Source organism: Mesorhizobium sp. M0077 (assembly GCF_040322955.1).
Lineage (GTDB): Bacteria > Pseudomonadota > Alphaproteobacteria > Rhizobiales > Rhizobiaceae > Mesorhizobium.
The window spans coordinates 481,882-507,107 of record NZ_JAMYUL010000003.1 but is presented as its reverse complement, the minus strand read 5'-3'; the positions used below and the strand labels follow the sequence as shown (position 1 = coordinate 507,107).

General features: G+C 62.4%; 24 protein-coding genes and 1 pseudogene. 11 read left to right on the top strand and 14 right to left on the bottom strand.

Annotated elements, in window-relative coordinates; all coding sequences use genetic code 11:
- Nucleotides 1-111: 111 nt before the first annotated feature.
- The gene (gene parC, locus NKJ57_RS09770) at nt 112-2,364 is read right to left on the bottom strand and encodes a DNA topoisomerase IV subunit A (RefSeq protein ID WP_352513182.1); all 2,253 of its coding nucleotides are present in this window, start codon (nt 2,362-2,364) and stop codon (nt 112-114) included.
- A gap of 404 nt (nt 2,365-2,768) precedes the next feature.
- Between parC and NKJ57_RS09765 the strand changes: the two genes are divergently transcribed.
- The gene (locus NKJ57_RS09765; protein ID WP_023705086.1) at nt 2,769-3,959 is read left to right on the top strand and encodes an aq_1923 C-terminal domain; all 1,191 of its coding nucleotides are present in this window, start codon (nt 2,769-2,771) and stop codon (nt 3,957-3,959) included.
- 230 nt (nt 3,960-4,189) lie between these two features.
- Here NKJ57_RS09765 and aspS read toward each other — a convergent pair whose 3' ends face one another.
- Nucleotides 4,190-5,977, bottom strand: coding sequence for an aspartate--tRNA ligase (gene aspS / locus NKJ57_RS09760; protein WP_023682421.1), 1,788 nt, complete (start codon nt 5,975-5,977; stop codon nt 4,190-4,192).
- 130 nt (nt 5,978-6,107) lie between these two features.
- Complete coding sequence (locus NKJ57_RS09755; protein WP_352513184.1) at nt 6,108-6,866, bottom strand: DeoR/GlpR family DNA-binding transcription regulator; 759 nt, start codon at nt 6,864-6,866, stop codon at nt 6,108-6,110.
- A 112-nt stretch (nt 6,867-6,978) separates the two neighbouring features.
- Here NKJ57_RS09755 and NKJ57_RS09750 point away from each other — a divergent pair, with 112 nt between their 5' ends.
- The 3 genes from NKJ57_RS09750 (at nt 6,979) to rnd (ending at nt 10,860) form a co-directional block, all read left to right on the top strand.
- Complete coding sequence (locus tag NKJ57_RS09750; RefSeq protein ID WP_352513185.1) at nt 6,979-8,184, top strand: MFS transporter; 1,206 nt, start codon at nt 6,979-6,981, stop codon at nt 8,182-8,184.
- Between the two features lie 204 nt (nt 8,185-8,388).
- Entirely contained in the window at nt 8,389-9,633 is a 1,245-nt protein-coding gene (locus NKJ57_RS09745; RefSeq protein ID WP_352513186.1) for an MFS transporter, read from the top strand.
- A 75-nt stretch (nt 9,634-9,708) separates the two neighbouring features.
- Complete coding sequence (gene rnd, locus NKJ57_RS09740) at nt 9,709-10,860, top strand: ribonuclease D (protein WP_023708785.1); 1,152 nt, start codon at nt 9,709-9,711, stop codon at nt 10,858-10,860.
- 63 nt (nt 10,861-10,923) lie between these two features.
- On the opposite strand, the gene NKJ57_RS09735 is transcribed toward rnd, so the two are convergent.
- The 5 genes from NKJ57_RS09735 to NKJ57_RS09715 all read right to left on the bottom strand — a co-directional run bounded on the left by NKJ57_RS09735 (nt 10,924) and on the right by NKJ57_RS09715 (nt 14,297).
- Nucleotides 10,924-11,343, bottom strand: a complete 420-nt coding sequence (locus tag NKJ57_RS09735) for an MAPEG family protein (RefSeq protein WP_023673032.1) — start codon at nt 11,341-11,343, stop codon at nt 10,924-10,926.
- A gap of 22 nt (nt 11,344-11,365) precedes the next feature.
- Nucleotides 11,366-11,935, bottom strand: coding sequence for a hypothetical protein (locus NKJ57_RS09730; protein WP_352513188.1), 570 nt, complete (start codon nt 11,933-11,935; stop codon nt 11,366-11,368).
- Nucleotides 11,936-11,954: 19 nt separating this feature from the next.
- Nucleotides 11,955-13,457 (bottom strand): IMP dehydrogenase, encoded by a 1,503-nt coding sequence (gene guaB, locus NKJ57_RS09725; protein WP_023734161.1) that lies wholly within the window; start codon nt 13,455-13,457, stop codon nt 11,955-11,957.
- Nucleotides 13,458-13,599: 142 nt separating this feature from the next.
- Nucleotides 13,600-14,055 carry a PIN domain-containing protein gene (locus tag NKJ57_RS09720; RefSeq protein WP_023673035.1) on the bottom strand — a complete coding sequence of 152 codons (456 nt, stop codon included), beginning with the start codon at nt 14,053-14,055 and terminating at the stop codon, nt 13,600-13,602.
- On the bottom strand, nt 14,052-14,297 hold the full coding sequence (locus NKJ57_RS09715; protein WP_023673036.1) for a type II toxin-antitoxin system Phd/YefM family antitoxin: 246 nt from the start codon (nt 14,295-14,297) through the stop codon (nt 14,052-14,054). The genes NKJ57_RS09720 and NKJ57_RS09715 overlap by 4 nt, the downstream gene beginning before the upstream one ends.
- Before the next feature lie 243 nt (nt 14,298-14,540).
- On the opposite strand from NKJ57_RS09715, the gene NKJ57_RS09710 reads away from it, so the two are divergent.
- Nucleotides 14,541-15,962, top strand: a complete 1,422-nt coding sequence (locus NKJ57_RS09710; RefSeq protein WP_352513189.1) for an MFS transporter — start codon at nt 14,541-14,543, stop codon at nt 15,960-15,962.
- Nucleotides 15,963-16,179: 217 nt separating this feature from the next.
- Here NKJ57_RS09710 and NKJ57_RS09705 read toward each other — a convergent pair whose 3' ends face one another.
- Together NKJ57_RS09705 and NKJ57_RS09700 are read right to left on the bottom strand one after the other, a co-directional pair.
- Complete coding sequence (locus NKJ57_RS09705) at nt 16,180-16,890, bottom strand: RlmE family RNA methyltransferase (protein WP_352463589.1); 711 nt, start codon at nt 16,888-16,890, stop codon at nt 16,180-16,182.
- Nucleotides 16,887-18,230, bottom strand: a complete 1,344-nt coding sequence (locus tag NKJ57_RS09700) for a Ppx/GppA phosphatase family protein (RefSeq protein ID WP_352513191.1) — start codon at nt 18,228-18,230, stop codon at nt 16,887-16,889. The genes NKJ57_RS09705 and NKJ57_RS09700 overlap by 4 nt, the downstream gene beginning before the upstream one ends.
- 349 nt (nt 18,231-18,579) lie before the next feature.
- Between NKJ57_RS09700 and NKJ57_RS09695 the strand changes: the two genes are divergently transcribed.
- Both NKJ57_RS09695 and NKJ57_RS09690 read left to right on the top strand, forming a co-directional pair.
- Nucleotides 18,580-19,527, top strand: a complete 948-nt coding sequence (locus NKJ57_RS09695) for a lysylphosphatidylglycerol synthase domain-containing protein (RefSeq protein WP_352513192.1) — start codon at nt 18,580-18,582, stop codon at nt 19,525-19,527.
- A gap of 742 nt (nt 19,528-20,269) precedes the next feature.
- On the top strand, nt 20,270-20,710 hold the full coding sequence (locus NKJ57_RS09690) for a Ros/MucR family transcriptional regulator (RefSeq protein WP_352513193.1): 441 nt from the start codon (nt 20,270-20,272) through the stop codon (nt 20,708-20,710).
- Nucleotides 20,711-20,772: 62 nt separating this feature from the next.
- On the opposite strand, the gene NKJ57_RS09685 is transcribed toward NKJ57_RS09690, so the two are convergent.
- Both NKJ57_RS09685 and NKJ57_RS09680 read right to left on the bottom strand, forming a co-directional pair.
- Nucleotides 20,773-21,189, bottom strand: coding sequence for a hypothetical protein (locus NKJ57_RS09685; RefSeq protein WP_352513194.1), 417 nt, complete (start codon nt 21,187-21,189; stop codon nt 20,773-20,775).
- Entirely contained in the window at nt 21,186-21,479 is a 294-nt protein-coding gene (locus tag NKJ57_RS09680; RefSeq protein WP_352513196.1) for a hypothetical protein, read from the bottom strand. Before NKJ57_RS09680 ends, NKJ57_RS09685 begins: the two co-directional genes overlap by 4 nt.
- A gap of 134 nt (nt 21,480-21,613) precedes the next feature.
- On the opposite strand from NKJ57_RS09680, the gene NKJ57_RS09675 reads away from it, so the two are divergent.
- The 3 genes and pseudogenes from NKJ57_RS09675 to NKJ57_RS09665 form a co-directional block, all read left to right on the top strand.
- Complete coding sequence (locus NKJ57_RS09675) at nt 21,614-21,829, top strand: hypothetical protein (protein WP_352513198.1); 216 nt, start codon at nt 21,614-21,616, stop codon at nt 21,827-21,829.
- An 8-nt stretch (nt 21,830-21,837) separates the two neighbouring features.
- Nucleotides 21,838-22,530, top strand: a complete 693-nt coding sequence (locus NKJ57_RS09670) for an SOS response-associated peptidase (RefSeq protein ID WP_352513200.1) — start codon at nt 21,838-21,840, stop codon at nt 22,528-22,530.
- 194 nt (nt 22,531-22,724) lie between these two features.
- Nucleotides 22,725-22,985 (top strand): annotated as a pseudogene (locus NKJ57_RS09665) (hypothetical protein); the annotation flags it as partial.
- Between the two features lie 671 nt (nt 22,986-23,656).
- On the opposite strand, the gene NKJ57_RS09660 reads toward NKJ57_RS09665, so the two are convergent.
- Nucleotides 23,657-23,902, bottom strand: coding sequence for a hypothetical protein (locus NKJ57_RS09660; protein WP_352513202.1), 246 nt, complete (start codon nt 23,900-23,902; stop codon nt 23,657-23,659).
- On the bottom strand, nt 23,889-24,767 hold the full coding sequence (locus tag NKJ57_RS09655) for an ATP-dependent DNA ligase (RefSeq protein ID WP_352513204.1): 879 nt from the start codon (nt 24,765-24,767) through the stop codon (nt 23,889-23,891). The genes NKJ57_RS09660 and NKJ57_RS09655 overlap by 14 nt, the downstream gene beginning before the upstream one ends.
- A gap of 122 nt (nt 24,768-24,889) precedes the next feature.
- Here NKJ57_RS09655 and NKJ57_RS09650 point away from each other — a divergent pair, with 122 nt between their 5' ends.
- Nucleotides 24,890-25,081, top strand: a complete 192-nt coding sequence (locus NKJ57_RS09650; protein ID WP_352513206.1) for a DUF3606 domain-containing protein — start codon at nt 24,890-24,892, stop codon at nt 25,079-25,081.
- Nucleotides 25,082-25,226: the final 145 nt, after the last annotated feature.

The following is a 25,226-nucleotide window of genomic DNA, read 5'->3' as shown; positions in this document are numbered from 1 at the left end:
CTCCCCGGCCTACACAGCGTTTGTGCACTGTCATAGTGCCGCAATCGTGACGATAGTCCAAATGGCTGGTGAAGCTGCCAATCTCCCCCCTTGTGGGGGAGATCAGCAGCTTCAACCAAATTTCCCCGTCCGCGGGAATCCCTTCGGCACCATCCGTCCGGCCGACGCTCTCGCGCCGATCCACTCGGCCAGCTCTTCGCGCGACCTGACGAAGGTGCGGTCAGCGGAATCCTGCCAGGACAGGCCGCTCTCCAGCGTGAAAGGTTTCAGGTCGAGCAGACCGCCATCCTTGTATTTCTGCAGGCGAACGCCCTTGCCGCGGCCCATCTCCGGAATTTCGGAGAGCGCAAACACCAGCATCTTGCGGTTCTCGCCGACAATGGCGAGATGATCGCCTGACACGGGGACGCAGGCCTTGGCCTCGTCGGGCGCCTTGACGTTCATCACCTGCTTGCCCTTTCGGGTATTGGCGACGACCTCCTCCTCCGGCACGACGAAACCATTGGCATCGTAGGAGACGAGCAGCAGCTTGCGCTTCGGGTCGTGGACGAAGGCGGTGACGATGTCCTGGTCGTTGTCCATGTCGACGATGATGCGGATCGGTTCGCCATGGCCGCGGCCGCCCGGCAGCCGGTCGGCGCCGATGGTGTAGAATTTTCCGCCGGTGGTGAAGACCAGGATCTTGTCGGTGGTCTGGGCATGGAAGGCGAGCTTGAGGCTGTCGCCTTCCTTGAAGGTGAGCGTGGAATGGTCGGCCAGATGGCCTTTCATCGCCCGCAGCCAGCCCTTTTCCGAGACCACCACGGTGACCGGCTCGCGCTCGATCATGGCGTGCGCGATGTCGGTCAGATCGTGCTCCGGCGCGTCGGCGAACTGGGTGCGGCGCTTGCCGAGTTCGGTCTCGGGGCCGAACTTGTCGCGCACCTGCGTGACTTCCCATTTGATCGTCGACCATTGCTTGGCGTCGGATGCGAGCAATGCCTCGATCTGCTTCTTCTCGGTGGTGAGACCGTCGAACTCCTTGCGGATCTCGAACTCTTCCAGCTTGCGCAGGGCCCGCAGCCGCATGTTGAGGATGGCTTCGGCCTGGGTGTCGGTGAGCGACCAACGGGCCATCATCACCTGCTTGGGCTCATCCTCCTCGCGGATGATCCTGATGACCTCGTCGATGTTGAGATAGGCGATCAGGTAGCCGGCAAGGATTTCCAGCCGCTTCTCGATCTCGCCAAGCCGATGCTTCGAGCGGCGGATCAGCACATCGCGCCGATGGTCGAGCCACTCCTTCAGCACGCCCTTCAGCGACAGGACGTTAGGCACCTTGCCCCGCGACAAAACGTTCATGTTGAGGGGAAACCGGCTTTCGAGCTCGGTCAGCTTGAACAGCGATTCCATCAGAATGCCGGGATCGACCGAACGGCTCTTCGGTACGAGCACAATGCGGACGTCCTCGGCGCTTTCATCCCTGACATCCTCAACCAGCGGCAATTTGCGCGCGATCAAAAGCTCGGCGATCTTCTCGATCAGCCTGGCCTTCTGGATGCCGTAGGGGATTTCAGTGACGACGATGCTCCAGGTGCCCCTGCCCTGATCCTCCTGGCCCCATTTGGCGCGCACGCGAAAACCGCCGCGGCCGGTCTCATAGGCCTCCAGGATGGATGCGCGGCTGTCGACGATGATGCCGCCGGTCGGGAAATCCGGCCCCTGGACGAACTCCATCAGCTTTGTCACCGGCGCGTCCGGCTGCTCGATCAGCTGCAGCGCTGCGTTGCAAAGCTCGGCGGCATTGTGCGGCGGGATGGACGTGGCCATGCCAACCGCAATGCCGGAGGAACCGTTGGCGAGCAGATTCGGGAAGGCGCCGGGAAGCACTACGGGCTCCTCGTCCTCCTCGTTGTAGGTTGGCCGGAAATCGACGGCGTCCTCGGTGATGCCGGCAAGCAAATCGCTCGCCACCTCGGTCATGCGCGCCTCGGTATAGCGCATGGCGGCGGCATTATCGCCGTCGATATTGCCGAAATTGCCCTGCCCGTCGACGAGGGGATAGCGCATGGAGAAATCCTGCGCCAGGCGCACCAGCGCGTCGTAGATCGACTGGTCGCCATGCGGATGGAACTTGCCCATCACGTCGCCGACGATGCGGGCGCATTTGGCAAAGCCCTGGTCGGGGTTGAGCCTGAGCAGCCGCATCGCATGCATGATGCGGCGATGCACAGGCTTCAGCCCGTCGCGCACGTCAGGCAGCGCCCGGTGCATGATGGTCGACAGCGCATAGGCGAGATAGCGCTCTTCCAGCGCCTTCTTCAGATCGACCGGTTCGATGTGGTCACCGCCGCCATTTTCAGGCGGCAAAATCCTTTTTCCCATGCGGCTGGACTAGCCGAGCGGGTGATTCGCGGCAAGGCGGGGCTGCGGAAATCCGCACTTTGCAGCCTTTGGGCTGACGAGGGCGGCTCAAGGTCCGACAATGGATGTGACGGACTTCATGTCCCCCCTTGCCGTCCCTGTGCAACAGCAGCGGTAGCAGTGCTGTTGCCAACCAACATCAATCTGTTACACGCCCTCTCTAAGGCAGGAGACGGTACGCAGGGGAGCCCGACCTTCATGACATATTCACCGCATCGGGCGAAGGCTCCCGCTCCGATTTGCCTTTCGCCGTGATTTTCGACAACTCTGCGGGAAAGCGCCTTTTTCCCGTCCAGTTCGTCACGGAATGGTGATGGCGTAGAATTGAGAAAACACTTTTTCAGGACTCTCTCAGGGAACTCGCGATGACAATCCAACGTTCGACACTCAAGAAACTTGCTTTTTCGACCTTTTTGCTGACGCTGCCGCTGAATGCCGCCTTTGCGCAAGACACGGCGGTTGCCGACCGACTGAAGGCCGCACTTGCCGTCCAGGGCGTCGATATCACCTGGACCGGCGTTACCGGCGACAATTCCAGCATGGTGCTGCAGGGCGTGTCGGTCAAACCGGCGGCCGAAAAGGAGGCGCTGCCGATCGGCGACGTCAAGCTCGAAGGCGTGACCGAAGCCAATGGCGGCTTCGATGTCGCGACCATCACGACTTCGGCCTTCCAGCACAGCAAGGACGGCGTCACGCTCAACCTCACCCCCTTCGTCATCCACGACGCCAACATCCCGGCTGAGGGCGCTACAGGCCCGCTCGGCTCGATGATGATCTACAAGTCGGCCGAACTCGAAAACCTGACGGTCAAGGTTGCCGACAAGACCGCCTTCTCGGTGGATGGGCTTGCTGTCCAGATCACGCCGCCGGCCGACGGCAAGGCGATGGAGTTTTCCGCCACCACGGAAAAGTTCAACGCCGACCTGACCCTGGTCGACGATGCGAAATCCAAGGAAGCCATCGAGGCCCTCGGCTACCAGAACATCTCGGGCAATATCGAAATCGGCGGCACCTGGCAGCCGAGCGACGGCAAGATGGACCTGTCGAAATACGACATCTCGGTCGAGAATGCCGGCACGCTCGGCATGACCTTCGGCCTCGGCGGCTACACGGTCGACTTCGTCAAGTCGCTGCAGGAGATGCAGAAGAAGATGGCGGCGCAGCCGGAAGGCGCCGACAATTCGGCGCAAGGCATGGCCCTGCTCGGACTATTGCAGCAGCTCTCCTTCAACAGCGCATCGATCCGCTTCGACGACGATTCGCTCACCGGCAAAGTGCTTGAGTATGTCGGCAAGCAGCAGGGCATGTCGGGCAAGGACATCGCCAACCAGGCCAAGGCGATCGTGCCGTTCGGCATGGCGCAGCTCAACAATCCCGAACTGACCGCCGAAGTGACGGCCGCGGTGAGCAAGTATCTCGACGATCCGAAGAGCCTCGAGATTTCGGCCGAGCCGCCCGCAGCGGTGCCGTTCGCGCTGATCATGGCCGGCGCCATGTCCAACCCGGCCGACCTGACCAAGACGCTGGGCGTCCACGTCAAGGCCAACGAAGACTGATCGAAGTTCGCCCCCTTCTCCCCGTCACTATACGGGGAGAAGGTGCCGGCAGGCGGATGAGGGGCGGCGCCAACGCCTGCAAATTGTAGTTCGATGCTGAACCGATTGTCAGAAGGCGCCAACTGCTAAGGCCGTTCGCCAATCGCCTGCATGCGTGCTGCCCCTCATTGTCCTGCCGGACATTTCTCCCCGTATAGAGACGGGGAGAAAGGGCAGCTTCAACGCTGCCGTCAGTCCTTCTTCACTGCCGCGACACGCAGCGACAGATCACGCAACTGCTGCGGCGAGGCTTCCGAAGGCGCGTTCATCAACAAATCGTAGGCCTGCTGGTTCATCGGGAACATGGTGATCTCTCGCAGGTTCTTGGCGCCGACCAGCAGCATGACGACACGGTCGACGCCGGCCGCCATGCCGCCATGCGGCGGGGCGCCATACTGGAAGGCGCGGTAAAGGCCACCAAAGCGTTCTTCCACCGTGGCGCGGTCGAGGCCAACCGTCTCGAACGCCTTGACCATGGTTTCCGGCAAATGGTTGCGGATACCGCCAGAGGCGATCTCGAAGCCGTTGCAGACCATGTCGTACTGGAAGGCCTTGATGCCGAGCAGGTCGTCGCCGTTGAGCGCGTCGATACCGCCTTGCGGCATCGAGAACGGGTTGTGGGCGAAGTCGATCTTCTTCTCCTCCTCGCTCCATTCGAAGAACGGGAAGTCGACGATCCAGCACAATTCGAAGCGCTCGCGGTCGACAAGGTTCAGTTCTTCGCCGGCACGCGTACGCGCGGCACCGGCGAAGGTGACGAACTTCTTCGGATCGCCGGCGACGAAGAAGGCGGCGTCGCCATCGGCAAGGCCGAGCTGCTGACGGATCGCCTCGGTGCGCTCCTCGCCGATGTTCTTGGCCAGCGGACCGGCGCCTTCAAGCTTGTCGCCTTCCTTGCGCCAGAAGATGTAACCCAGTCCCGGCTGGCCCTCGCCCTGCGCCCACGAGTTCATGCGGTCGCAGAAGGCGCGGCTGCCGCCGGTCTTGGCCGGAATGCCCCATACTTCGGCCTTCGGATCGTTGGCCAGGATGTTGGCGAAGACCTTGAAGCCGGAATCGCGGAAATGGTCGGAGACGGCCTGCATCTCGATCGGGTTGCGCAGGTCCGGCTTGTCGGAGCCGTATTTGCGCATCGCGACATCGTACGGGATGCGCTGGAATGTCTGCGTCACCGGCTTGCCGTTGGCGAAAGTCTCGAAGACGCCCCGCATCACCGGTTCCATGGTCGACAGCACGTCGTCCTGCTCGACGAAGCTCATTTCGAGGTCGAGTTGGTAGAATTCGCCGGGCAGACGGTCGGCGCGCGGGTCCTCGTCGCGGAAGCAGGGCGCGATCTGGAAATAGCGGTCGAAGCCCGAAACCATGATCAGCTGCTTGTACTGCTGCGGCGCCTGCGGCAGCGCGTAAAAGGTGCCGGGATGGATGCGCGACGGCACCAGGAAGTCGCGCGCACCTTCCGGCGACGAGGCCGTCAGGATCGGCGTCGAGAATTCGGTGAAGCCGACATCGGTCATACGCTTGCGCATCTCGGCGATGATTTTCGTGCGCGCCACGATGTTCCTGTGCAGCGTCTCGCGGCGCAGGTCCAGGAAACGGTACTTCAGGCGGATGTCTTCGGGATAGTCGGGCTCGCCGAACACCGGCAGCGGCAATTCCTTGGCTGCCGACAGCACCTCGATCTCGCGCGCAAAAATCTCGATCTCGCCGGTCGGCAGGTTGGCGTTGGTGGTGTCCGGCAGGCGCGCCTTGACCTCGCCGTCGACGCGGATCACCCATTCGCCACGCAGCGTCTCGGCCACCTTGAAGGCGGGCGAATCCGGATCGGCGACGATCTGGGTCAGGCCGTAATGGTCGCGCAGATCGATGAACAGCAGGCCGCCATGATCGCGCACGCGATGCACCCAGCCCGACAGGCGAACCGAAGAGCCGACATCGCTCTTTCTCAACTGGGCACAGGTGTGGCTGCGGTAACGATGCATTGTCATGTCAAAATTCCGGGGTGCTGGGTTGTGGCCCGAGCATCAAAGCACGGTCCAAAATTTGCGCGAAAAGCGCATGGGAGGCCGGATTTGTCAAGGCAAGCCGGGCGATCGGGCGCAGGCCCATTGTTCAAGCGAAGTGGATTTCGGCGCCCTGACGCTCGAAGTCGGCGAGGATTGCGGCCGGCGCGGTCTTTTCGACCACGAGATGGCGGATCGCCTCTGGCCTGGCGACCCGGTAGGGTGCGGCTGTGGCTAGCTTGTCGTTGGTTACAGCGATGACGATGCCTGCGCTGTTCTTGGCCATCGCCCGCTTTACCTCGGCCTCAGCCGAATCGAAGGCCGTGACGCCGCGCGACGCATCGAGGCCGCAGGAGCCGAGAACAAACAGGTCCGCGCCAAGTTGCGCGACAGCGGCAAGCGTGTCGGCGCCGACGCAGGCGCCGAGATGGCGGTCGAACCGCCCGCCCAGCACAATCAGTTCGACCAAAGCGTTGTCTGACAGGACGGAGGCAATTTCGAGCGAATTGGTGGCGACGGTCAGATCGATGTCGCGCGGGATGGCCCTGGCGATCGCGGCATTGGTCGAGCCGCTGTCGATGAACAGGGTCTGTCCGCGCGAAAGCAGTGCCACGGTCGCGCGGGCCAGCCGCGTCTTTTCTTCGACCGCATGGCCGGCGCGCAGGCCGACCGGCGTGGCCGCGAAGGGTGCGGCCGCGACCGCGCCGCCATAGACGCGGCGGCACTGCCCGGCCTTGGCCAACTCCCTGAGGTCGCGGCGAACCGTGTCTTCCGAAACGCCGAAGCGGCCTGCCAGCTCGCCGGCCAGCACCCTTCCCTCGACGGCCAGGCGATCGCGAATAATTTGATGCCGCTCATCGGTCAGCATTGCATGATCCTGTTTTCTTCATGCACGTTCTTGCACGATTTGCATGTTTGTGCAAGATGTAGGGATATCAAACAGTGACAACCGTCGACTCTCTTGCCTTGAAAGCATCGTCATGACCTTTGGCCTCCGCCTCGCTCCGCAACACCGGGTCTACGCCGGCTTTGCGATCTATTCGTTCGCCATGGGCCAAATCTTCCCGCGGCTGCCCGACATCAAGCACGCCATGGGCATCGGGGACGGCACGCTCGGGTTAAGCCTGATCGGGACGCCAATCGGCACCTTGACCGCGCTGACGCTGGCGGCGCCGATCCTGGAGCGCATCGGCTTCCGCCGCGCGCTGCTCGGGCTGGTGCCGCTTTTGTCGGTTGTCTTTGCCATTGCCGTGCATGCGCCTGGGCCGCTTGCGCTGTTCCTGATGCTGTTTCCGGTCGGCCTGATGATCGGCAGCGTCGAGATCATTCTCAATGTCGAGGCCGACAGAACCGAATTCCTGCTCAAGCGCCGGATCATGAACCGGGCGCATTCGTTCTGGAGCATCGGCTTTTTCGGCGCCGGCCTGTTCGGCGCCGCGCTTGCGCATCTCGGCATTTCGCCGCAACTGCACCTGGCGATTGTCGTACCGATGGTGGCGACAGGAATCGCGCTGTTTCTCGGCGGTTACGAACCGGCGCCGAGCCGCTTCGCCGGCAATGACGAGACGGCGCCAAGGCTGGCGCGGCCGACGCTGCCGATCCTCGTCCTCGTCGCGGTGACACTGTCGGCGATGCTGATGGAAGGCGCCAGCATCGACTGGTCGGCAATCTACATGCGCACCGTGTTCGATGCGGGCCCTTTCGTCGCCGGCTTCACCGTGGCGCTGTTTGCATTCTCGCAAGCGAGCACGCGCTTCTTTGCCGACTACTTTGTCGACCGCCACTCGCCGAGCGTCGTGGCGCGGGTGCTGCTGGCGACGATGGCGGTGGGCGTGCTGCTCGTCTTCTTCTCGCCTGCCCCGCTCGTATCGATGCTGGGCTTTGCGCTACTTGGCATCGGCAGCAGCGCGATCTTTCCGCTGGCGATCTCGGCGGCGGCCCAACGCACGGACCGCTCCGCGGCAATCAATGTCGCGGCGCTGTCGCAGATCTCCTTCGTCGCCTTCCTGCTCGGCCCGCCGTTGCTCGGCTTCGTCTCCGACCATTGGGGCATCCGCTCGGCCTTCGGTATCGGCATCCCGTTCATCATGCTCAGCCTGCTGACCGCCGGCTCGCTTGGCCGAAGGGTTGCCCGGGGCAAGCCTGCGCCGGCGAGCGAAGCTTTGGCGAGGGCCGACGGAGCTTGAACGGCCGCACTTGAAGCCACACACCTGTTGGCGGCGGGACAAGCCACTGGCATTGGCCACACCGATGGTTCAGAACTGTGGAGCCACCTGGACGAGTATGACGTTTCGTCGATCGTCACACTCATCCAACTCTTTCTCGAAGCATGATCTTTTCCGAAAACCGGTTCCCACTTTTCGGGATCATGCTCTAAGCAACGGTTCCGTATGTCCTCCATCCGCCCGCTGATCCCGCTCCTCATCGCCGCCGGCATCCTGCTTGGCGGCAACGGGCTGCAGGGCACGCTGATCGCGTTGCGCGGCGCGCAGGAAGGGTTTTCGGCCTCCGACATCGGCCTGATGGGCACGTTCTATTTCGCCGGCTTCCTGCTTGGTTGCCTCGCAGTCACCCGCATCCTCAAGGCAGTCGGCCATGTCCGGACGTTTTCAGCGCTCGCCGCCATCGCCGCGGCCAGTACGCTGCTCCTGGTGCTGATCATCGATCCGGTGATGTGGTGCGCGGTGCGCTTTGCCGGCGGTTTCTGCTTTGCCGGCCTGTTCACCGTCATGGAAGCCTGGCTGAACTCCGGCGTCGAAAACAAGGATCGTGCGCGGGTGCTCGCCGTCTACCGCATGGTCGATATCGGCTCGGTAACCGGCGCGCAGTTCCTGATCCCGATCTTCGGCCCCGGCGGCTTTGCCATCTTCGCCATCATGTCGATGATGATCACGCTGTCGCTGGTTCCGGTGTCGCTCGGCGACCGCTCCAACCCGACGCCGCCGGAAGACGTCAAGCTCGATCTCGCCCGCGTCTGGCGGATTTCGCCGCTCGGCTGCTTCGGCTGCATCTGCGTCGGCGTCACCAACAGCGCGTTCCGCACGCTGTCGCCAGTCTATGCCGAGCAGATCGGCATGTCGGTGGCCGATGTCGTCACCTTCGTCAGCGTCGGCATTTTCGGCGGCGCCCTCATCCAGTATCCGCTGGGCTACCTCTCCGACCGCTGGGATCGGCGCGCGGTGCTTTTGGCCACGACATGCGGCGCCATGTTCGCCGCGCTGGCGCTGGTCTTCGTCGCCGGCGCCGATCCGACCCTCAATTTGATCATCGTCTTCATCTTCGGCAGCTTCGCCATGCCGCTCTATTCGCTGTCGGCGGCGCATTCCAACGACCGCGCCGACAAGGGCGAGTTCGTGCTGATCAACGCCGCCTTGATGCTGTTCTATTCCTTCGGCGCCATTGGTGGCCCCTTCGCGGCGTCCGCAGTGATGCAACATTTCGGACCGGGCGCCCTGTTTGTCTTCAGCGCAGTCGTCTACGCCACCCTCATCGCCGTCATTCTCTACCGCATGCAGGTGCGCGGCAGCGTGCCGGCGGGCAAGCGCAGCCGCTTCACGGCGCTGCTGCGCACATCAACCGTCTTCGCGCGGCTGGCGCGCAGAAATGGCGATTCCGACGGATCGGCTGATACTTGACCGAAGGGCGGCTTGACGAAAGCGCCCATGGCTGAAATTGAAAGAGAACCTTACCCGTTACTAAAAAGCGATTTGATGCACGTCATCACCACCCAAAATGAGCTCGAGTCCGTTCTCGCCGCTTTTGAAAAGTCGGATTTCGTCACCGTCGACACCGAATTCATCCGCGAAACGACATTCTGGCCGATTCTGTGCCTGATCCAGATGGCGGCGCCCGGCGTCACCGCGCTGATCGATCCGCTGGCGCCCGACATCAACCTCGCCCCGTTCTTCCGGCTGATGGCCAATGAGGCGGTGGTCAAGGTTTTCCATGCCGCGCGCCAGGACATTGAAATCATCGTCCATCTCGGCGATCTGGTGCCGCATCCGGTGTTCGACACCCAGGTCGCGGCCATGGTCTGCGGCTTCGGCGACAGCGTCTCCTACGATCAGCTGGTGCAGCGCATCACCGGCGCACGGCTCGACAAATCCTCGCGTTTCACCGACTGGCGCCACCGGCCGCTGTCGGACAAGCAGCTCGACTATGCCTTGGCCGACGTCACCCATCTGATCGACGTCTACAAGCATCTCAGCGCCGAACTGGAGCGGGAAAACCGCGCCCATTGGCTAAACGAGGAAATGGAGGTGCTGACTTCGCGCGAGACCTACGATCCGCACCCCGAAGACGCCTGGAAGCGGCTGAAGATGCGGCTGCGCAAGCCGCAGGAGCTGGCGATCGTGCAGACGGTGGCGGCATGGCGCGAACGAGAGGCGCGCGAGCGTGACGTGCCGCGCGGCCGGGTGCTCAAGGACGACGCCATATACGAGGTCGCCCAGCAGGCGCCGCGCGATGCGGCAGCGTTGGGCAAGCTGCGCACGACGCCGAAAGGCTGGGAGCGTTCGTCGACGGCTACCGCATTGCTTGGCGCGGTCAACACGGCGCTCGCTTTGCCCCGCGAAGAGATGCCGAAGCTGCCCAAGAGCTTTCAGCCGCCCGAAGGCTCCAATGCCGCCTCCGAGCTGTTGAAAGTGCTGTTGAGGATCGTCGCCGAGAAGGAAGGCGTCGCCTCGAAAGTGCTTGCGTCCAGCGATGACATCGACCGCATTGCCGCCGAAGGCGAAGCCGCAGACGTGCCGGCGCTGCAGGGATGGCGGCGTACGGTGTTCGGCGAAGCCGCACTGAAGCTGGTGCGCGGCGAAATCGGCATCAAGTTCGACAAGCGCAAGATCGCGGTGTTCGATTTGTAGACCCCCACCCCGCTCCGCTGCGCGGAGCGACCCTCCCCACAAGGGGGAGGGTAAACAACTGCCTTACACCGCTCCGAGCAGGTGCAGCGCGAACCAGATCCATGCCAGCAAGAGAATGATCGCGCCGACGTAGAAGGCGCGGCTGCGAAACCGCAGATTGTTGCTGGTGAGGTGGACCCAGGCGTGGCCATAGCGGGAAATCACGAAAATCCACATCAAGGCCAGGGTCAGATAATTGACGCCATTGGTCGCGTGCAGCGCCAGACACAGCACATAGAACAGCACCGGCAGTTCGAACTGGTTGATGAGATTGTTGGCAACCGTGACGCTCGACCCGGGCTCGGTCGTGCGCACCTTGTATTGACCGACCTTGGCCTCGCCCGATTTGACCGCGCCGTAGCGGCGCCGGCCCATCACGACATAGACGATATAGACGAGCAACACCTGCGCCAGCATCGGCCAGAAAATCGCGGTCTGGCTCATGGCGTTGCCCCTGCTCTGTGGTTCATGCCTGTGGACGCCGCTGGGCGGCAAGGATCAAGACCGCGATGACGGCGACAGGTATCGCCAGAAACGCGAATTTGGTGACGATTAGCGACGAGGCCAAGGAGAGCGAATCCGGATTGGCCGACAGCGCATCGGACAGAAGCCGCGCCACCGCAATGTTCTGGGCGTAGTCGGCGCACGTGTAGGGCAGCACGATGACCAGCGCGAACAGCGCCTGAAGCTGCACCGGCATGGCACGAAAAATCTTCAGCCGCCGCCCGGTTGCCAGGATCAGGCTGACCATGGTCAGCGACAGCAGCGCCGGGAAGAGAAGGTCGAAAGTCAAATAGTGCCAGACCAGGATGATCTCGCTGCCGCGTCGGCCGAGTGCCGTCAGCCAGGCCATGCCCTCGTCGGGCGTGAACCCGCCAAGGCGCACGTCGAGCGACGGCAGGCCACCGCTCAGCCGGCGGAAATAGAAGAATTCCAGCAGCGTCATGATGATGAAAACCGCCGCGGCGGCAAAGCACAGCGCGCCGGCATGGCGCGCCAGCCGCAGCACGATCGTCGCCTGGTGGCGCCAGAGCATGTACCGCTCTGGCTGCCGGTCAGGCTCCGCCAGGATAGTTCGGGCTTTCGCGGGTAATCGTGACGTCATGGGCGTGGCTTTCACGAAGTCCGGCGTTGGATATGCGCACAAAGGTGGCGCGTTCGCGAAAATCGGCAAGGTCGCGGCCACCGACATAACCCATAGCGGCTTTTAGCCCGCCCGCAAGCTGGTGCAGCACGCCAGACACAGGTCCCTTGTAGGGCACCTGCCCTTCAATGCCTTCCGGGACCAGTTTCAGCGTGTCGCGAACCTCGGCCTGGAAGTAGCGATCGGCCGAGCCGCGCGCCATTGCGCCGACAGAGCCCATGCCGCGATAGGCCTTGAAGGAGCGGCCCTGGTGCAGATAGACCTCGCCCGGGCTTTCATCGGTCCCGGCGAGCAGCGAGCCGATCATGGCCGCACTGGCGCCGGCGGCAAGCGCCTTGGCCAGATCGCCCGAATATTTGATGCCGCCGTCGGCGATGACCGACACGCCGGATCTATGCGCCGTCTCGACCGCCGACATGATCGCCGAAAGCTGCGGCACGCCGACGCCGGCGACGATGCGCGTGGTGCAGATCGAGCCCGGGCCGATGCCGACCTTGACGGCATCGGCGCCGGCGTCGATCAGCGCCTGCGTGCCTTCGGCGGTGGCGACGTTGCCGGCCAGGATGCGGACGGAATTGGAAAGCTTCTTGGCCCGCGTCACCGCATCGAGCACGCGCTGCGAATGGCCATGCGCGGTGTCGATGACCAGGAGGTCGACACCGGCATCGATCAACCGCTCGGCGCGCTCGAAGCCGTCATCGCCGACGCTGGTGGCGGCCGCCGCCCGCAGGCGCCCCTGGGCATCCTTGGTGGCGTGCGGGTTGAGCTGCGACTTCTCGATGTCCTTGACGGTGATCAGGCCGACGCAATTGCCGGACTTGTCCACGACGACGAGCTTTTCGATGCGGTGCTGGTGCAGCAGCCGCTTGGCCTCGTCCTGGTCGACATTCTCCTTGACCGTGATCAGGTTCTCACGGGTCATCAATTCGTAGACTTTCTGCCCCGGATCGGAGGCGAAGCGCACGTCGCGGTTGGTCAGGATGCCGACCAGGCGGCCGATCTTCTGGCCGCCGGTGCCGCCATTCTCGACCACCGGAATGCCCGAGATGGAATAGGTGCGCATCAGCGCCAGCGCGTCGGCGAGCGTGGCGTCGGGGCCGATGGTGACCGGATTGATGACCATGCCCGATTCGAACTTCTTGACCTGACGCACCTGCTCGGCCTGTTCGGCCGGCGAGAAATTGCGGTGGATGACGCCGATGCCGCCGGCCTGCGCCATGGCGATGGCAAGCCTCGCCTCGGTGACGGTGTCCATGGCGGCCGACAGGATCGGCACGTTGAGGTCGATGTCGGTGGCGATGCGGGTGCGGATGTCGGTCTCACCGGGCATGACCTCGGAATGACCGGGCTGCAACAGCACGTCGTCAAAGGTCAGCGCCAGCGCGCCGGTGGACGTTTCGATGATTTTTGCCATGGCCAGTCCTCGGATACGAAAAGCGCCGGGAGAATACAAAAAAGCGCTGGACCGAAATGGACAGCGCCGACTCGTTTCTTCCCTTTCAGGATTGGCGCTGGCTGGTAACACGTCGCGGCGTGGTTGAAAAGCCGGTCGTGGCCTATTCGGCGGACTTGCCCAACAGGGCATCGAGCAAGACATGGCGCGGTGACGCGAAAGGATTGACGACCGTTACGCCGCCCCAGGTGAAGCCGTCCTGCAGATCTTCCGACAGCAGCAGCCGGCAACCGGTTTGCGAGGCAACAGACAGGATGGTCGCATCCCAGATGCCGAAATGGTGATCGGTCGCAAGATCAGCCGCGACCGTCATCACCTCCGGCGTCGTGCCGACAACCGGAAACGCGTCGCGCCAGCTCAACAGGGCGTCGCGCGCTTGTGCACGTGATCGTCCGGCCTTGCGTGTGAGAACCGTGAACAATTCGCCGAGCACTTGGACTGGAATGACGGCTGCCTCTTGCGCAATGTCGTGCAGCAGGCCGAAAACGATGTCGCGCTTCTCGGCTCCGTTGATCCCCTCGGCATAAACAAGGATGTTGGTATCGAGCGCGACCTTCACCGCTCGTCCTCGTAAAGCTCGTCGCGGCTCCAGCGCCCGGCTTCTACAACAGGCTGGCGTTCAAGGCGCGACAGCAGCGCTGTGCGCGAACGAGACGCCGCAGGGTCGGGCTGCCCTGCAGGCACGATCCGCGCCACGGGGCGCCCATGGCTGGTCACGACATAGCTCTGTCCTTCGCGGACACCGCGCAGGAGGAGCGAGAATTTGCGGTTGGCGTCGGCTGCGGAAACGGCTTCTTCCATGGCATTGTCCATATAGTAGTTATATTCACTACAGCATAGTGAACCCGGTCAATTTTCGCAAGTTCATTCAATGTGGCGAAACGCAGCGACGCCTCTTGTCCGCCCACGGTCGCACAAAAGTGACAGCGAATTAATGCGACATCGCGCCTGAGGCGTGATAACCGACCGTTTGTATCGGCTTGCCCGCCTTTTCATTGTTTGGATTGGCCGGCAGGCACATTTGGACCAGTTCGGACGCGTTCGTTGAACCGCATCATTCCGCTCATTCTGGCGGTCGCCTTGTTCATGGAAAACATGGATTCGACCGTCATCGCGACATCGCTGCCGGCGATTGCCGTCGACATCCACACCAGCCCGATCGCGCTCAAGCTGGCGCTGACCGCCTATCTGGTGGCGCTGGCGATCTTCATTCCGATCAGCGGCTGGATGGCCGACCGGTTCGGCGCCAAGACCATTTTTCGCGCCGCGATCGGCGTCTTCATCGTCGGCTCGGTCTGCTGCGCCGTCTCCAACTCGCTGCCGGCCTTTGTCGTCTCGCGCTTCCTGCAAGGCATAGGCGGCGCCATGATGACGCCGGTCGGTCGGCTGGTCCTGGTGCGCGCGACGCCGAAGAGCGAGCTGGTCGCGGCCATGTCGTGGCTGACGGTGCCGGCGCTGGTCGGCCCGCTTGTGGGACCACCGATCGGCGGCTTCATCACCACCTATTTCACCTGGCATTGGATCTTTCTGATCAACGTGCCGATCGGCCTGGTCGGCATCTGGCTGGCGACGCGCTTCCTGCCGCAAACCGACTCGATGGAGACGCCGCCGCTCGATTTCGTCGGTTTCGTACTGAGCGGGCTGGCGGCCTCCGGCGTCATCTTCGGCCTGTCGGTGGTCAGCCTGCCCTATCTGCCGCCGGCGACCGGCCTCATCACCGTGGCGGTCGGGCTGATTTCCGGCGTGCTCTATCTCCTGCATGCGCGGCGCGCCAAGAACCCGCTGCTGGCGCTGGAACTGTTCCGCAACCCGGTGTTCCGCTCCTCGGTGCTCGGCGGCTCGCTGTTTCGCATCGGCATCGGGGCGGTGCCGTTCCTGTTGCCCCTCATGTTCCAGATCGGCTTCGGGCTGACGCCGTTCCAGTCGGGCATGATCACCTTCGTCTCGGCCATCGGCGCCATTGGCATGAAGTTCGTCACCGCGCTGATCTTCCGGCTCGCCGCCTTCCGCCGGGTGCTGATCTGGGGCTCGCTGATCGCCGCCGCATCGATCGCCATCTACGGCCTGTTCACGCCGGAGACGCCTTACGCGCTGATGCTGGCCATATTGCTGGTCGGCGGCTTCATCCGCTCGATGTTCTTCACCGGCGTCAATGCGCTCTCCTACGCCGAAGTGTCGGCTGAAGACACCAGCAAGGCAACGCCGATCACGGCGGTGTTCCAGCAGTTGTCGATCGCGCTCGGCGTGGCGCTGGCCGGCGGCATCCTGGAAGTCTCGACCTCGATCCATGGCGGCCCGCTGATGCTCGGCGATTTCCACATTGCCTTCTTCATCGTGGCGGCAGTGTCAGCGGCGGCGTCCGTATCGTTCATGCGGCTGGCGCCGGATGCCGGCAACGCCGTGTCGGGTCATGGCCGAATGACGACGCCGAAGACACTGGAGCCGGTGAGCACGGCTGGGAAGTAAGGGGCGGCGCGACGAAAATCGTCGACGTCGGCGATCCTTCACACCCCCCCTCTGGCCTGCCGGCCATCTCCCCCGCAAGGGGGGAGATCGGATATCACGCGGCTTTCGCCAATCTTGCAACTTTGAAGGAATGGCGAGGCGGTCGCACCTGCCAATCTCCCCCCTTGCGGGCGAGATGTCCGGCAGGACAGAGGGACGGAACGCTACGAAGCGTCTTTCACGCCGTGCCGTCTCTGCCCTTAAAATCCTTCGCCAGCAGATACAACTCCACCGACTCATCGCGCGACGCCGGCGGCTTGACGTGATGCACTGAGCGGAAGTTCTTCTTGAGCATCGACAGCAGCTCGTTCTCCGCGCCGCCCTGAAACGTCTTGGCCAGAAAGTGCCCGCCCGGCTTCAGCACCGACAGCGCGAAATCGGCGGCCACTTCGCACAGATGCATGGTGCGGATGTGGTCGGTTCGCTTGTGGCCGGTGGTCGGCGCCGCCATGTCGGACAGCACGACATCGGGGTCGCCGCCCAGCGCTTCGGCGAGCTTTTGCGGCGCCTCGGGGTTAAGGAAGTCCATCAGCAGCACCGGCGCGCCGGGCACGGCGGGCATTTCGATATAGTCGATGCCGATGACGTGCGGATTTTCTGCCGTCGACTTGGTCCTCGCGGCCGCCACCTGGCACCAGCCGCCGGGGGCCGCACCGAGGTCGATGACCTTCATGCCGGGTTTCAGCAGATGATGCTTGTCGTCGATCTCGATCAGCTTGTAGGCCGCGCGCGACCGGTAGCCGTCGGCTTTTGACCTCTGGACATAGGGATCGTTAATGTGGCGCTGCAGCCAGCGGCGCGACGATTCTTTGAGGCCCGACTTCTTCTTGATTCGTGTTTTGAGGACGCGAATGCTGGCGGAGCCCGGCTTTTCCGGCTTCTTGGTCACTGTCGGCCTCGCCCACTGTTGCGCCAGACGCCGTCATCGGCCATCAGCTCGCTCAAAATGCCTTCGCGTAAGCCCCGGTCGGCAACGCGCAGCCGCTCCGACGGCCACACCGCTCGGATCGCTTCAAGAATAGCACAGCCAGCCAGCACAAGATCGGCACGGTCGGCGCCGATGCACGGGTTGGCGCAGCGCTGCTGGAAATCCCAGCCGACCAGTTTTTCGACCATGCGGTCGACGCTGTCGCGGTCCATCCACAGCCCGTCGACGCGGCGCCGGTCGTAGCGTTCGAGATCGAGATGGACGCCGGCCAGCGTCGTCACCGTGCCGGATGTGCCCAGCAGATGGAATTTCGGACTGGCCAGCACATGGCTCAGCCGGTCGCGGCCGTCGAAGGACTTTAGCCGCACCGCGACATCATCGACCATGGCGGCAAAGATCTCGCGCGTCACCGTGCGGCCGCCAAAGCGCTCGGCCAGCGAGACAACGCCGACCGGCAGCGACGTCCACGACACGATGTGGTTGGCCAGCCGCGGCGAGCGCTGGCCGGTGAGGTCGATCAGCGCGATTTCGGACGAGCCACCGCCAATGTCGAACAGCACCACGCCTTGCGTGTCGCGCTCGATCAGCGAGCCGCAGCCGGATACAGCCAGACGCGCCTCGGTCTGGCGATCGATGATTTCCAGCTTCAACCCCGCCTCTCGTTCGACGCGCTGCAGGAATTCGACGCCATTGTCGGCGGTGCGGCAGGCTTCAGTGGCGATCAGCCGGGCTTTCCTGATCTTGCGGTTGCGCAATTTGTCGCCGCAGATTTTCAGCGCCTCGACGGCGCGGTCCATCGCCGCCTGGCTCAGGTGCCCATTGGCGGTCAGCCCCTCGCCCAGCCTGACGATGCGCGAGAAGGCGTCGATGACGCGGAACTGGCCGTGGCGTTGCGGCACCGCGACCAGCAGCCGGCAATTGTTGGTGCCGAGATCGAGCGCGGCAAACACCGGCAGTTCCTGCATCGGCGGCCGATGCATGGGCTGTTCCGGTCGGGGTTGTGGGGCCGAGGGCAAAGGCACCGGCGCTGGAGCGGCCGGGCCGACGGAGGCCGGCGCACCGACCGCTGCGGCCGTTGCGAGAGGGCTGTCGTCGCGCGCAAAAACCTTGCGCCCACGCCGGCGCTTGCGCCGCTTTCTCGCCTTGCCGCGCTGATGCTGGGCGTCGCCGGCCTGTCCGTTGCCGGACTGGGGCCCCGCCTGGCGGGGCCGCCCGGCGGATGGGCTTGGCCCGCCTGATGGCGGCGAAGCCCTGGACACGCCCACTTCCGGCGCGCCAGCGCCGGTGTCGTGGTCTTCCACTTCAGTTCCTTCCGGCGCCGCGCGAACCGGAAAACCGGACGCAGCAGGCGCTTCAATCTTTTAAGTTGCCGCCAGAGTAGCAGCGCCGGACCGGATCACCAAGAGCAAGGACTCAAATTTTGCCGGTTGCGTCCTGCCAGATCCCCGCTGCTTTGCAGCGTCCCGGCGTTCGCTAGCCTTTCATCTTGCCACTGGCACGACGAATTCGCCGTTGGCGAACCGGCTGCTCACCCTTGCCGGTTGAATAGCCGGCTTCAATGAGGCATTTCTGAAATGAGGGGGAATTGGTGAATCGCGGACGTTTTAACGCCCGCCTGGGCGATGGGCAGCAACACATGACGACAACTCCATGAATTGGGGGGCCACGAATTGGAAGCGCTATCTGTGGCCGGTCATCGGTGTCGCGGCGGTCATCGGGTCGCTGTTGTTGCTGTGGCATGAACAGCGCGGCATCTCGATCGACGATGTCTGGGACGGCATATCCGCCATCCCGACGCGCGGCTGGATGCTTGCGGCACTGAGCTCGGTGGTCGCCTATGCCTCGCTCGCCGGCTATGACCACATCGCGCTCTTGCATATCGGCAGACGAGTGTCGTGGCTGTTCGTCACCTTCTGCTCCTTCACCACCTACGCGCTGTCGCACAATATCGGCGGCTCGGTGTTTTCGGGCGCCGTGATCCGCTACCGCGCCTACGGCACCAGGGGGCTGACCGGCCAGGATGTCGGCATTCTGGTGGCGATCTGCTGGATCACCTTCGTGCTCTCCAGCATTCTGGTCGGCGGCCTGGTGCTGGTTTTCGAGCCTGCAATCATCGACCGCTTTTCCGGCGCCCCGCACCACGGCCTGGCGATCGCCGCCGGCATCGCTTTGCTGATCCTGGTCGGCGCCTACATCTTCGGCAGTTGGCTGCATCTGAAGCCGCTGAAAATCGCCGGCTTCCAGCTGCACTATCCGGCGCTGCCGATCGTGGCGCGGCAATTGCTGATCGGCCCGATCGAGCTTCTGGCAGCAGCGGCGATCATCTTCTTTGCCCTGCCCGTTGCCGGCAATCCCGGCTATTTCGCTATCCTCGGCGTGTTCCTGGTGTCGTTCTCGGTAGCGCAGATCTCGCACGCGCCGGGCGGGCTCGGCGTGTTCGAGGTCGTGTTCCTCGCCGGCCTGTCTGATATGGACCCGGTCGGCGTGCTGGCGGCACTTCTGGTGTTCCGGCTGTTCTACCTGATCATCCCGTTGCTGATCGCGCTCGGCGTGGTGCTGTTCTTCGAACATTCGCAATACAGCCGGACGGAGAGCTGAGGATCATTGGGTGCGGCGCGCCACCCGGGCGTAATTGCCCCTATGAAACGCTGTGATTGAAACGCAGCTTAGGCTTGACTATTTTCCGGCGCCGGCTACAAGGCACGCGCGGCTGCTTCGCGGCCCACCAGCGCGACAGCGCCTGCTGGGGAATAGGTTAACGGTAGACCCACGGACTCTGACTCCTGCGTTATCGTTTTACTTTCAATGCCTTAGAAGACCCTCTCGTGTCTAACTGACCTTTGGACACCAATGACTTAGCGCGGCAATTGTCTAACTTTTTCGATAGTTAAGCTGATCCTGCTCGCTGCCCTCTTATCCTCTCCCCCTTGCGTCGCGGCATATGGAGCGATCGAGCGTGAGCTCATTCTGCCTTCCAGCCAAACCGTCTTCTCGTTTTAGGCTTTCCGACACCACAGTGTCGGATTGTTTGCACACACACGACTTTGGCGGCGCTATGTGTCCGGCTTGGTGTCGACACGGGAGGACAAGACCGTTACCCAACCGGAGCATGCCGTCGAAATCGTCAGAGGAACCAAGTGGACCGTGCGCGTAACCGTTCATGGGAACACACTTACTTTTCCCTTCGAAGCGGAAAGCTACGCGCGTTCTTATGCCGATGGCCAAGCATTTCGGCTGGGAGTTTCAGTCGTCGAGCTGAGAAAGTCGGCTTGAGATCACCAAAGGCCGCGCAACCGGCAAACCTGCTTTCAATCGTGCTCTCATCAAAAGGGACCAACAGATGAACGACGAAATCGGCGACCGCTCAGCCGAACTCATTGAACTGATGGCCGATATCGTGGCAGCATTCGTGAGCAACAACTCGGTTCCGGTTGCCGGGATTCCAGAGCTTATTGCCTCGGTGCATTCATCACTTACAGGCTTGGCAAGCGGCAGTACTGCAGCACCTGTCGAGACAAAAGCCCCCGCCGTAAACCCAAAAAAATCGGTCCACGCGGATCACATCGTCTGCCTCGAGGATGGCATGAAGTTCAAGTCGCTGAGACGTCACCTTGCAACGTCCCATAACCTGATGCCTGATGCATACCGCACCAAATGGAACCTGCCTTCGGATTATCCGATGGTGGCGCCGAGCTACGCAGCTCAGCGATCGGCATTGGCGAAGGAGTCCGGCTTGGGCCGCAAGGCCGCAGCACCTGCGAAACGGAAAGCTAAGGGCTAGCTCGCTCGCGTTCGGCGCGGTCCGGGGTGTCGGCGAGCAGTTTCGCCAAGGCTGCCATGCTGTCAGCCATTCTTCAACTGGCGTCCAAATTTGTCGGCATTGGCAATAAATTCGGTGTAGGCCGTCTCCAACTCCTCGACGGCCTTGTCCTTTAACAGCTCACGACCGGAAACGCTGCCCCCCCGCCCCGTGTCCGGATCGACGCCGTTGACGAACCACGCCCAGCCACCTGCATTGTCGCCGCTGATGATTGGCAAAATGCGCCCTGCGCGATGACCACCATGGCTTGCCGTGAAGTCTCGCGGAACCGCGGCGCCACCGATAATCGTCCGCTCCCATACTAGATGGACGCGCGCGCCTCGATCTCGGGCGAAAGCAAAAGCCTCGAAGCGCCGGACCAGATGACCCAGCTCAATGCCCACTTGATCGAGCACCCGGTATCCCTCATCGGTAACTTCGACTTCCAATCGTTCTGTCATCCCCGGAACCTCTCGGTGTGCCACACAATCTTACCGTCGATCTTCATCGGCTTATGGATCACCAGGCGCTTCGGCAGATGCTCGGGATGCACCTCTAGCAAGGTGATTTTGATCTGGGGCTTACAGCGGCTGCAGTCGAACTTTAGCCGAAACGGATCGACCCCCCCACCAAAGACCATCATCAGGTCGGCGGAGCGGCAGTAGCGAACGTTGCCGCAGTTGCACTCTGCCTTCACAAGCATGTTGTGCCGGGTCGCCTTCCCCAGCGTGTCAATCGGATCGTGCGCCATGCGTCAAAATGAGGAACATATTCCTGCTCCGTCAAGAGGGATTGACTCGAATGTTCTGATTTTGTTCACTGTTGGCAGATAACCACAGGAGCGAGCCATGCAGCTCAGTTTAGAGATCAAGGGCGCCCTGCCCGATGCGAATATCGCCCGAACAGGCGGCGGATGGGATGTTCGCGTTAGAAGGCAGGGATGATGCCAGCTTCGCGGCCGACGAAGAGCCTACTGATGAGGAAGACGATGCGGCGAGCGTCTGGATGGATGCGAATAAAGCGGCAATCGCAGCATGCTGCACCAATTGGCCGGTGGACGCCATACCGGAGAACTTCCTCTTTCTTGAACTGGTAGACTGAGAGGCTTCATGTGCGGACGCTACACCAAATATCTGTCGTGGTCGGAAATCCACCGCCTCTACAGACTGACGGCGCCGGCGGAGACGGGCCGCAACGACGAGCCGCGCTATAACATTGCGCCTACGCAGGATGTGCCGTTCGTGACTGCCGGTGAGGATGGCAACCATAAGCTCCGCGAAGGGCGCTGGTGGCTGGTTCCTTTCTGGGCGAAGGAGATGCCCAAGGCGGCGATGTTCAATGCGAGAATTGAGGGTATCGATACAGCCCCTGCCTTCCGCGACGCCTTCAAGTCAAAGCGCTGCCTGATTCCTGCCGATGGCTTCTACGAGTGGACGATATCGCCGGCGGACGGCAAGAAGGACCCTTGGCACATCTACCAGCCAGGCCACGCGCCTTTCTCGTTCGCCGGCCTTTGGGCTTACAATTCCAATCTCGACATAACCAGCTGCACCATCATCACAGAGCCTGCCGCAGACCCGATGAAGCAGCTGCATGATCGGCAGCCTCTCATTCTCGACCAGGCATACTATGACGCCTGGCTGGACCCGGCGACGCCCAAGGACAGCCTCAAGGACATTCTGAGCCACGACATCAATGGTCAGCTGCAGTTCAACCGCGTCGGGCGTGAGGTGAACACCAGCGCCGTCAACAAGCTGCCCAACGACCATCCCGGCCTGGTCGGGCCGATCAACCCGTTATGAGCGACGAACCGAGCCGGCTTGCCGAAGGGATGACAGCGCCCCCGCGCGATCGACGACGCGTCGACAATCATGCGTGCGAGCACCCCGGCTGCGGCAAGGATGCTGGGTTTGGCTTTGCTAAGCCGCGTCAGCCTTCGCACTGGTTCTGTTTCGGACATAGGAGCGAAGGCGAGCTATTTCTCTAGGAGGTTTAAATGTCGGACAACGTGCTGCCCATTCAGGCCAAGCCGAAACTGATTGTGGTCGTTGCATTTGATCGAGGCGACGACGGCGAGCTCTTCACCGCTTTCGGCCCGACTGATCAACAAACCGAGGAGCGCGCGGTCCGCACGGCCAAGGCTCTTTCGTCAGGCCATGTTGGTGTCATAGCCTGGAGCCGCGATGCAGACCCAGCGCTAGGGGACTATGGGCCACCGACGACGCTGTTCGTCAGCGGCGACGTCCCGGACATGGAACGAGACTTAGCCCGTTGTCCCGCCTTCGCGGCTCTGCATCGCCTCGAGGATGATCTCAAAGACGCTGCCCACCTCTTCGCTGATCTCGTCGGCTGAAATGCCTTCCTTGTCGGCCGCTCGCATTGCCTGGTCAGCGAGATCGGTGACGGCGCCGGGATCATCGGTGACTGCATCCGGCAGGTGCTCCGCCATCCACTCGTCAAGAAAATTTATGCCGCGTGTGCTCATCAGCAGATAAGCCGGACGGGTTTATTATGTTCCGCCCGGCTGCGCGTCACGACACCAAAACGCCTAAGACTCTATTGTCGCTTTTCACCCATCGTGCCAATGAGTTGCTATGTGGTGGTGGAGGAGACGCAAGTTGAAGTGCACCGGAACATTAACTGTTGCGATAGCCTTGCTGCTCGCTGGCTGCCAAAGTGATAGCAGAGCGCAATTTGAAGCACGACGAGCGCAACTTCAGACCCCGCAACAAAGGGTCGCCGCAATTCAGTGGTGCTTGAAAGGCGTGACACCGAGACATTGGGGAAACCGACCAGCACCTCCTGGCGCCGTGAAATGGTGCACCATGTACGTGAATAATACGGCTAGCGGTCGGTGGGGTCTCAACGAAAATCCGAAACTCGGCTACGACTACCGGAGAGATAGGATCGTAAAGCTTCCTTGATAGCCTATGAAGGGTCGGCGCTGGGTCGCCGGTCAACAGCGGCTTCGTCGACCTCGGCTTCCATCTCGTCGTTGACGGTCTTGATCTTGCCAAAACCAGCCATCGCCACACCGTCAAAGCCCTGCAGCCACGCGTCGGCATGTTCCTGCCAGTAAGCTGGCACCTCGCGCTCCTTGCCATCCTTGCGCGCTTGGGCGCCGTACATCCAAGCGTAGGTGGCGCGCTCCTGATCTTTCTTAGGCACGGCCATTTGCATCATCCTCCCAGAAATCGAGCAGCCTTGCGTGCCGCAGCTTCTCTTCGCCTTTGAGGGTCTTGACCCGGCCGACCAGTCCGGGCTTCAGCCACTCGGCCTTGTCCTTCTTATGCCCCTTCGGGACGGGGCCGCCAACCTTGCCCTGCACGCGATCCCAAAGCGCTTGCCGCTTGTCGGCAGTGAACGAGACGAATGCACCGCCTTTGTAGTGGCCCTTTTCAGCCATGATCACCTGGGCAGCTTTGCCGCGCTCGCGTTGCGCGCCGATGATCTCCATTTCCTTTTCCTCAAAGCACTTGATCTTCCGCCAAGCGCTCGTTTTGCCGCTGCGATATGGACTGCCTTTGAGCTTGGACACGATCCCTTCCAGCCCGGCCTTGTCTGCTAGGTGATAAACGGCGTCACCGGTGCCAGGCATCGCTTCGCTGAATTGTATGTGCCCGGCAGTCGGGATCATCTCTTGCAGGATCTCGCGCCGGTCTTCGGTCGGCATCCCGCGCAGGTCATGGCCGTTCAGGAACAGGAGATCGAACGCGACCAGATAGATATCCGGTGAAGGCCGACGCAGCCCGATCACCGCCTGCATCGCGTGAAAGTCCGACAGGCCGGCATCGTCGATCATGATCGCTTCGCCTTCGAGGATGAAGCTTTCGGCGTCGATCGCCGCCGCCTCTTCGGCGAGATAGCGATATCGAGCCGTCCAGTCGAAGCCGTTCTTTGTGAAGAAGCGGATTCCGTCTTCGTCCTTGACGACCTGGGTGCGGTAGCCATCGAACTTGATTTCGTGGCTCCAATCGGCGCCGGCCGGCGGCACATCGAACAACTCGGGCTCCATTGGCCGGATGAATCTTGAACGCATGAACACACCCACACCCCGCCATTCAATAAGCTTAAGCTAAAATGGTTCCGAAACCGCAAAACGGCTTTGGTGCAACAAAACACGCAAACCGGCGTTGCTGGATGTTCGCAGGAGGAATCGATATGGCCGACGACAAGAGCAAGCGGGATTTTCGCGATCGCGATCGTGTTTCAGCCGATGAGGATTATGAGGTCGAGTATTTCGCCGCCAAGGCCGGCATCACGCCGCAGCAGGTTAAGGAATTAATCGCGAAGCACGGCAATCAACGCGAGACACTGGAGCGAGAGGCCAAGGCTCTGAGAGGCAACGGGTAGGCCAGGCATGCCAGAGTACCATGTGGAAGAGTGGCGCGGAGAGGAGTGTGTCTCGTCTCAGGCCACGAGCGCGGATGATCCTTTGTCCGCAGTGGAGAAGGTCACCGGCCAACGAGTGTCGCCCAGAGCCCTTCGGGAGCATTGG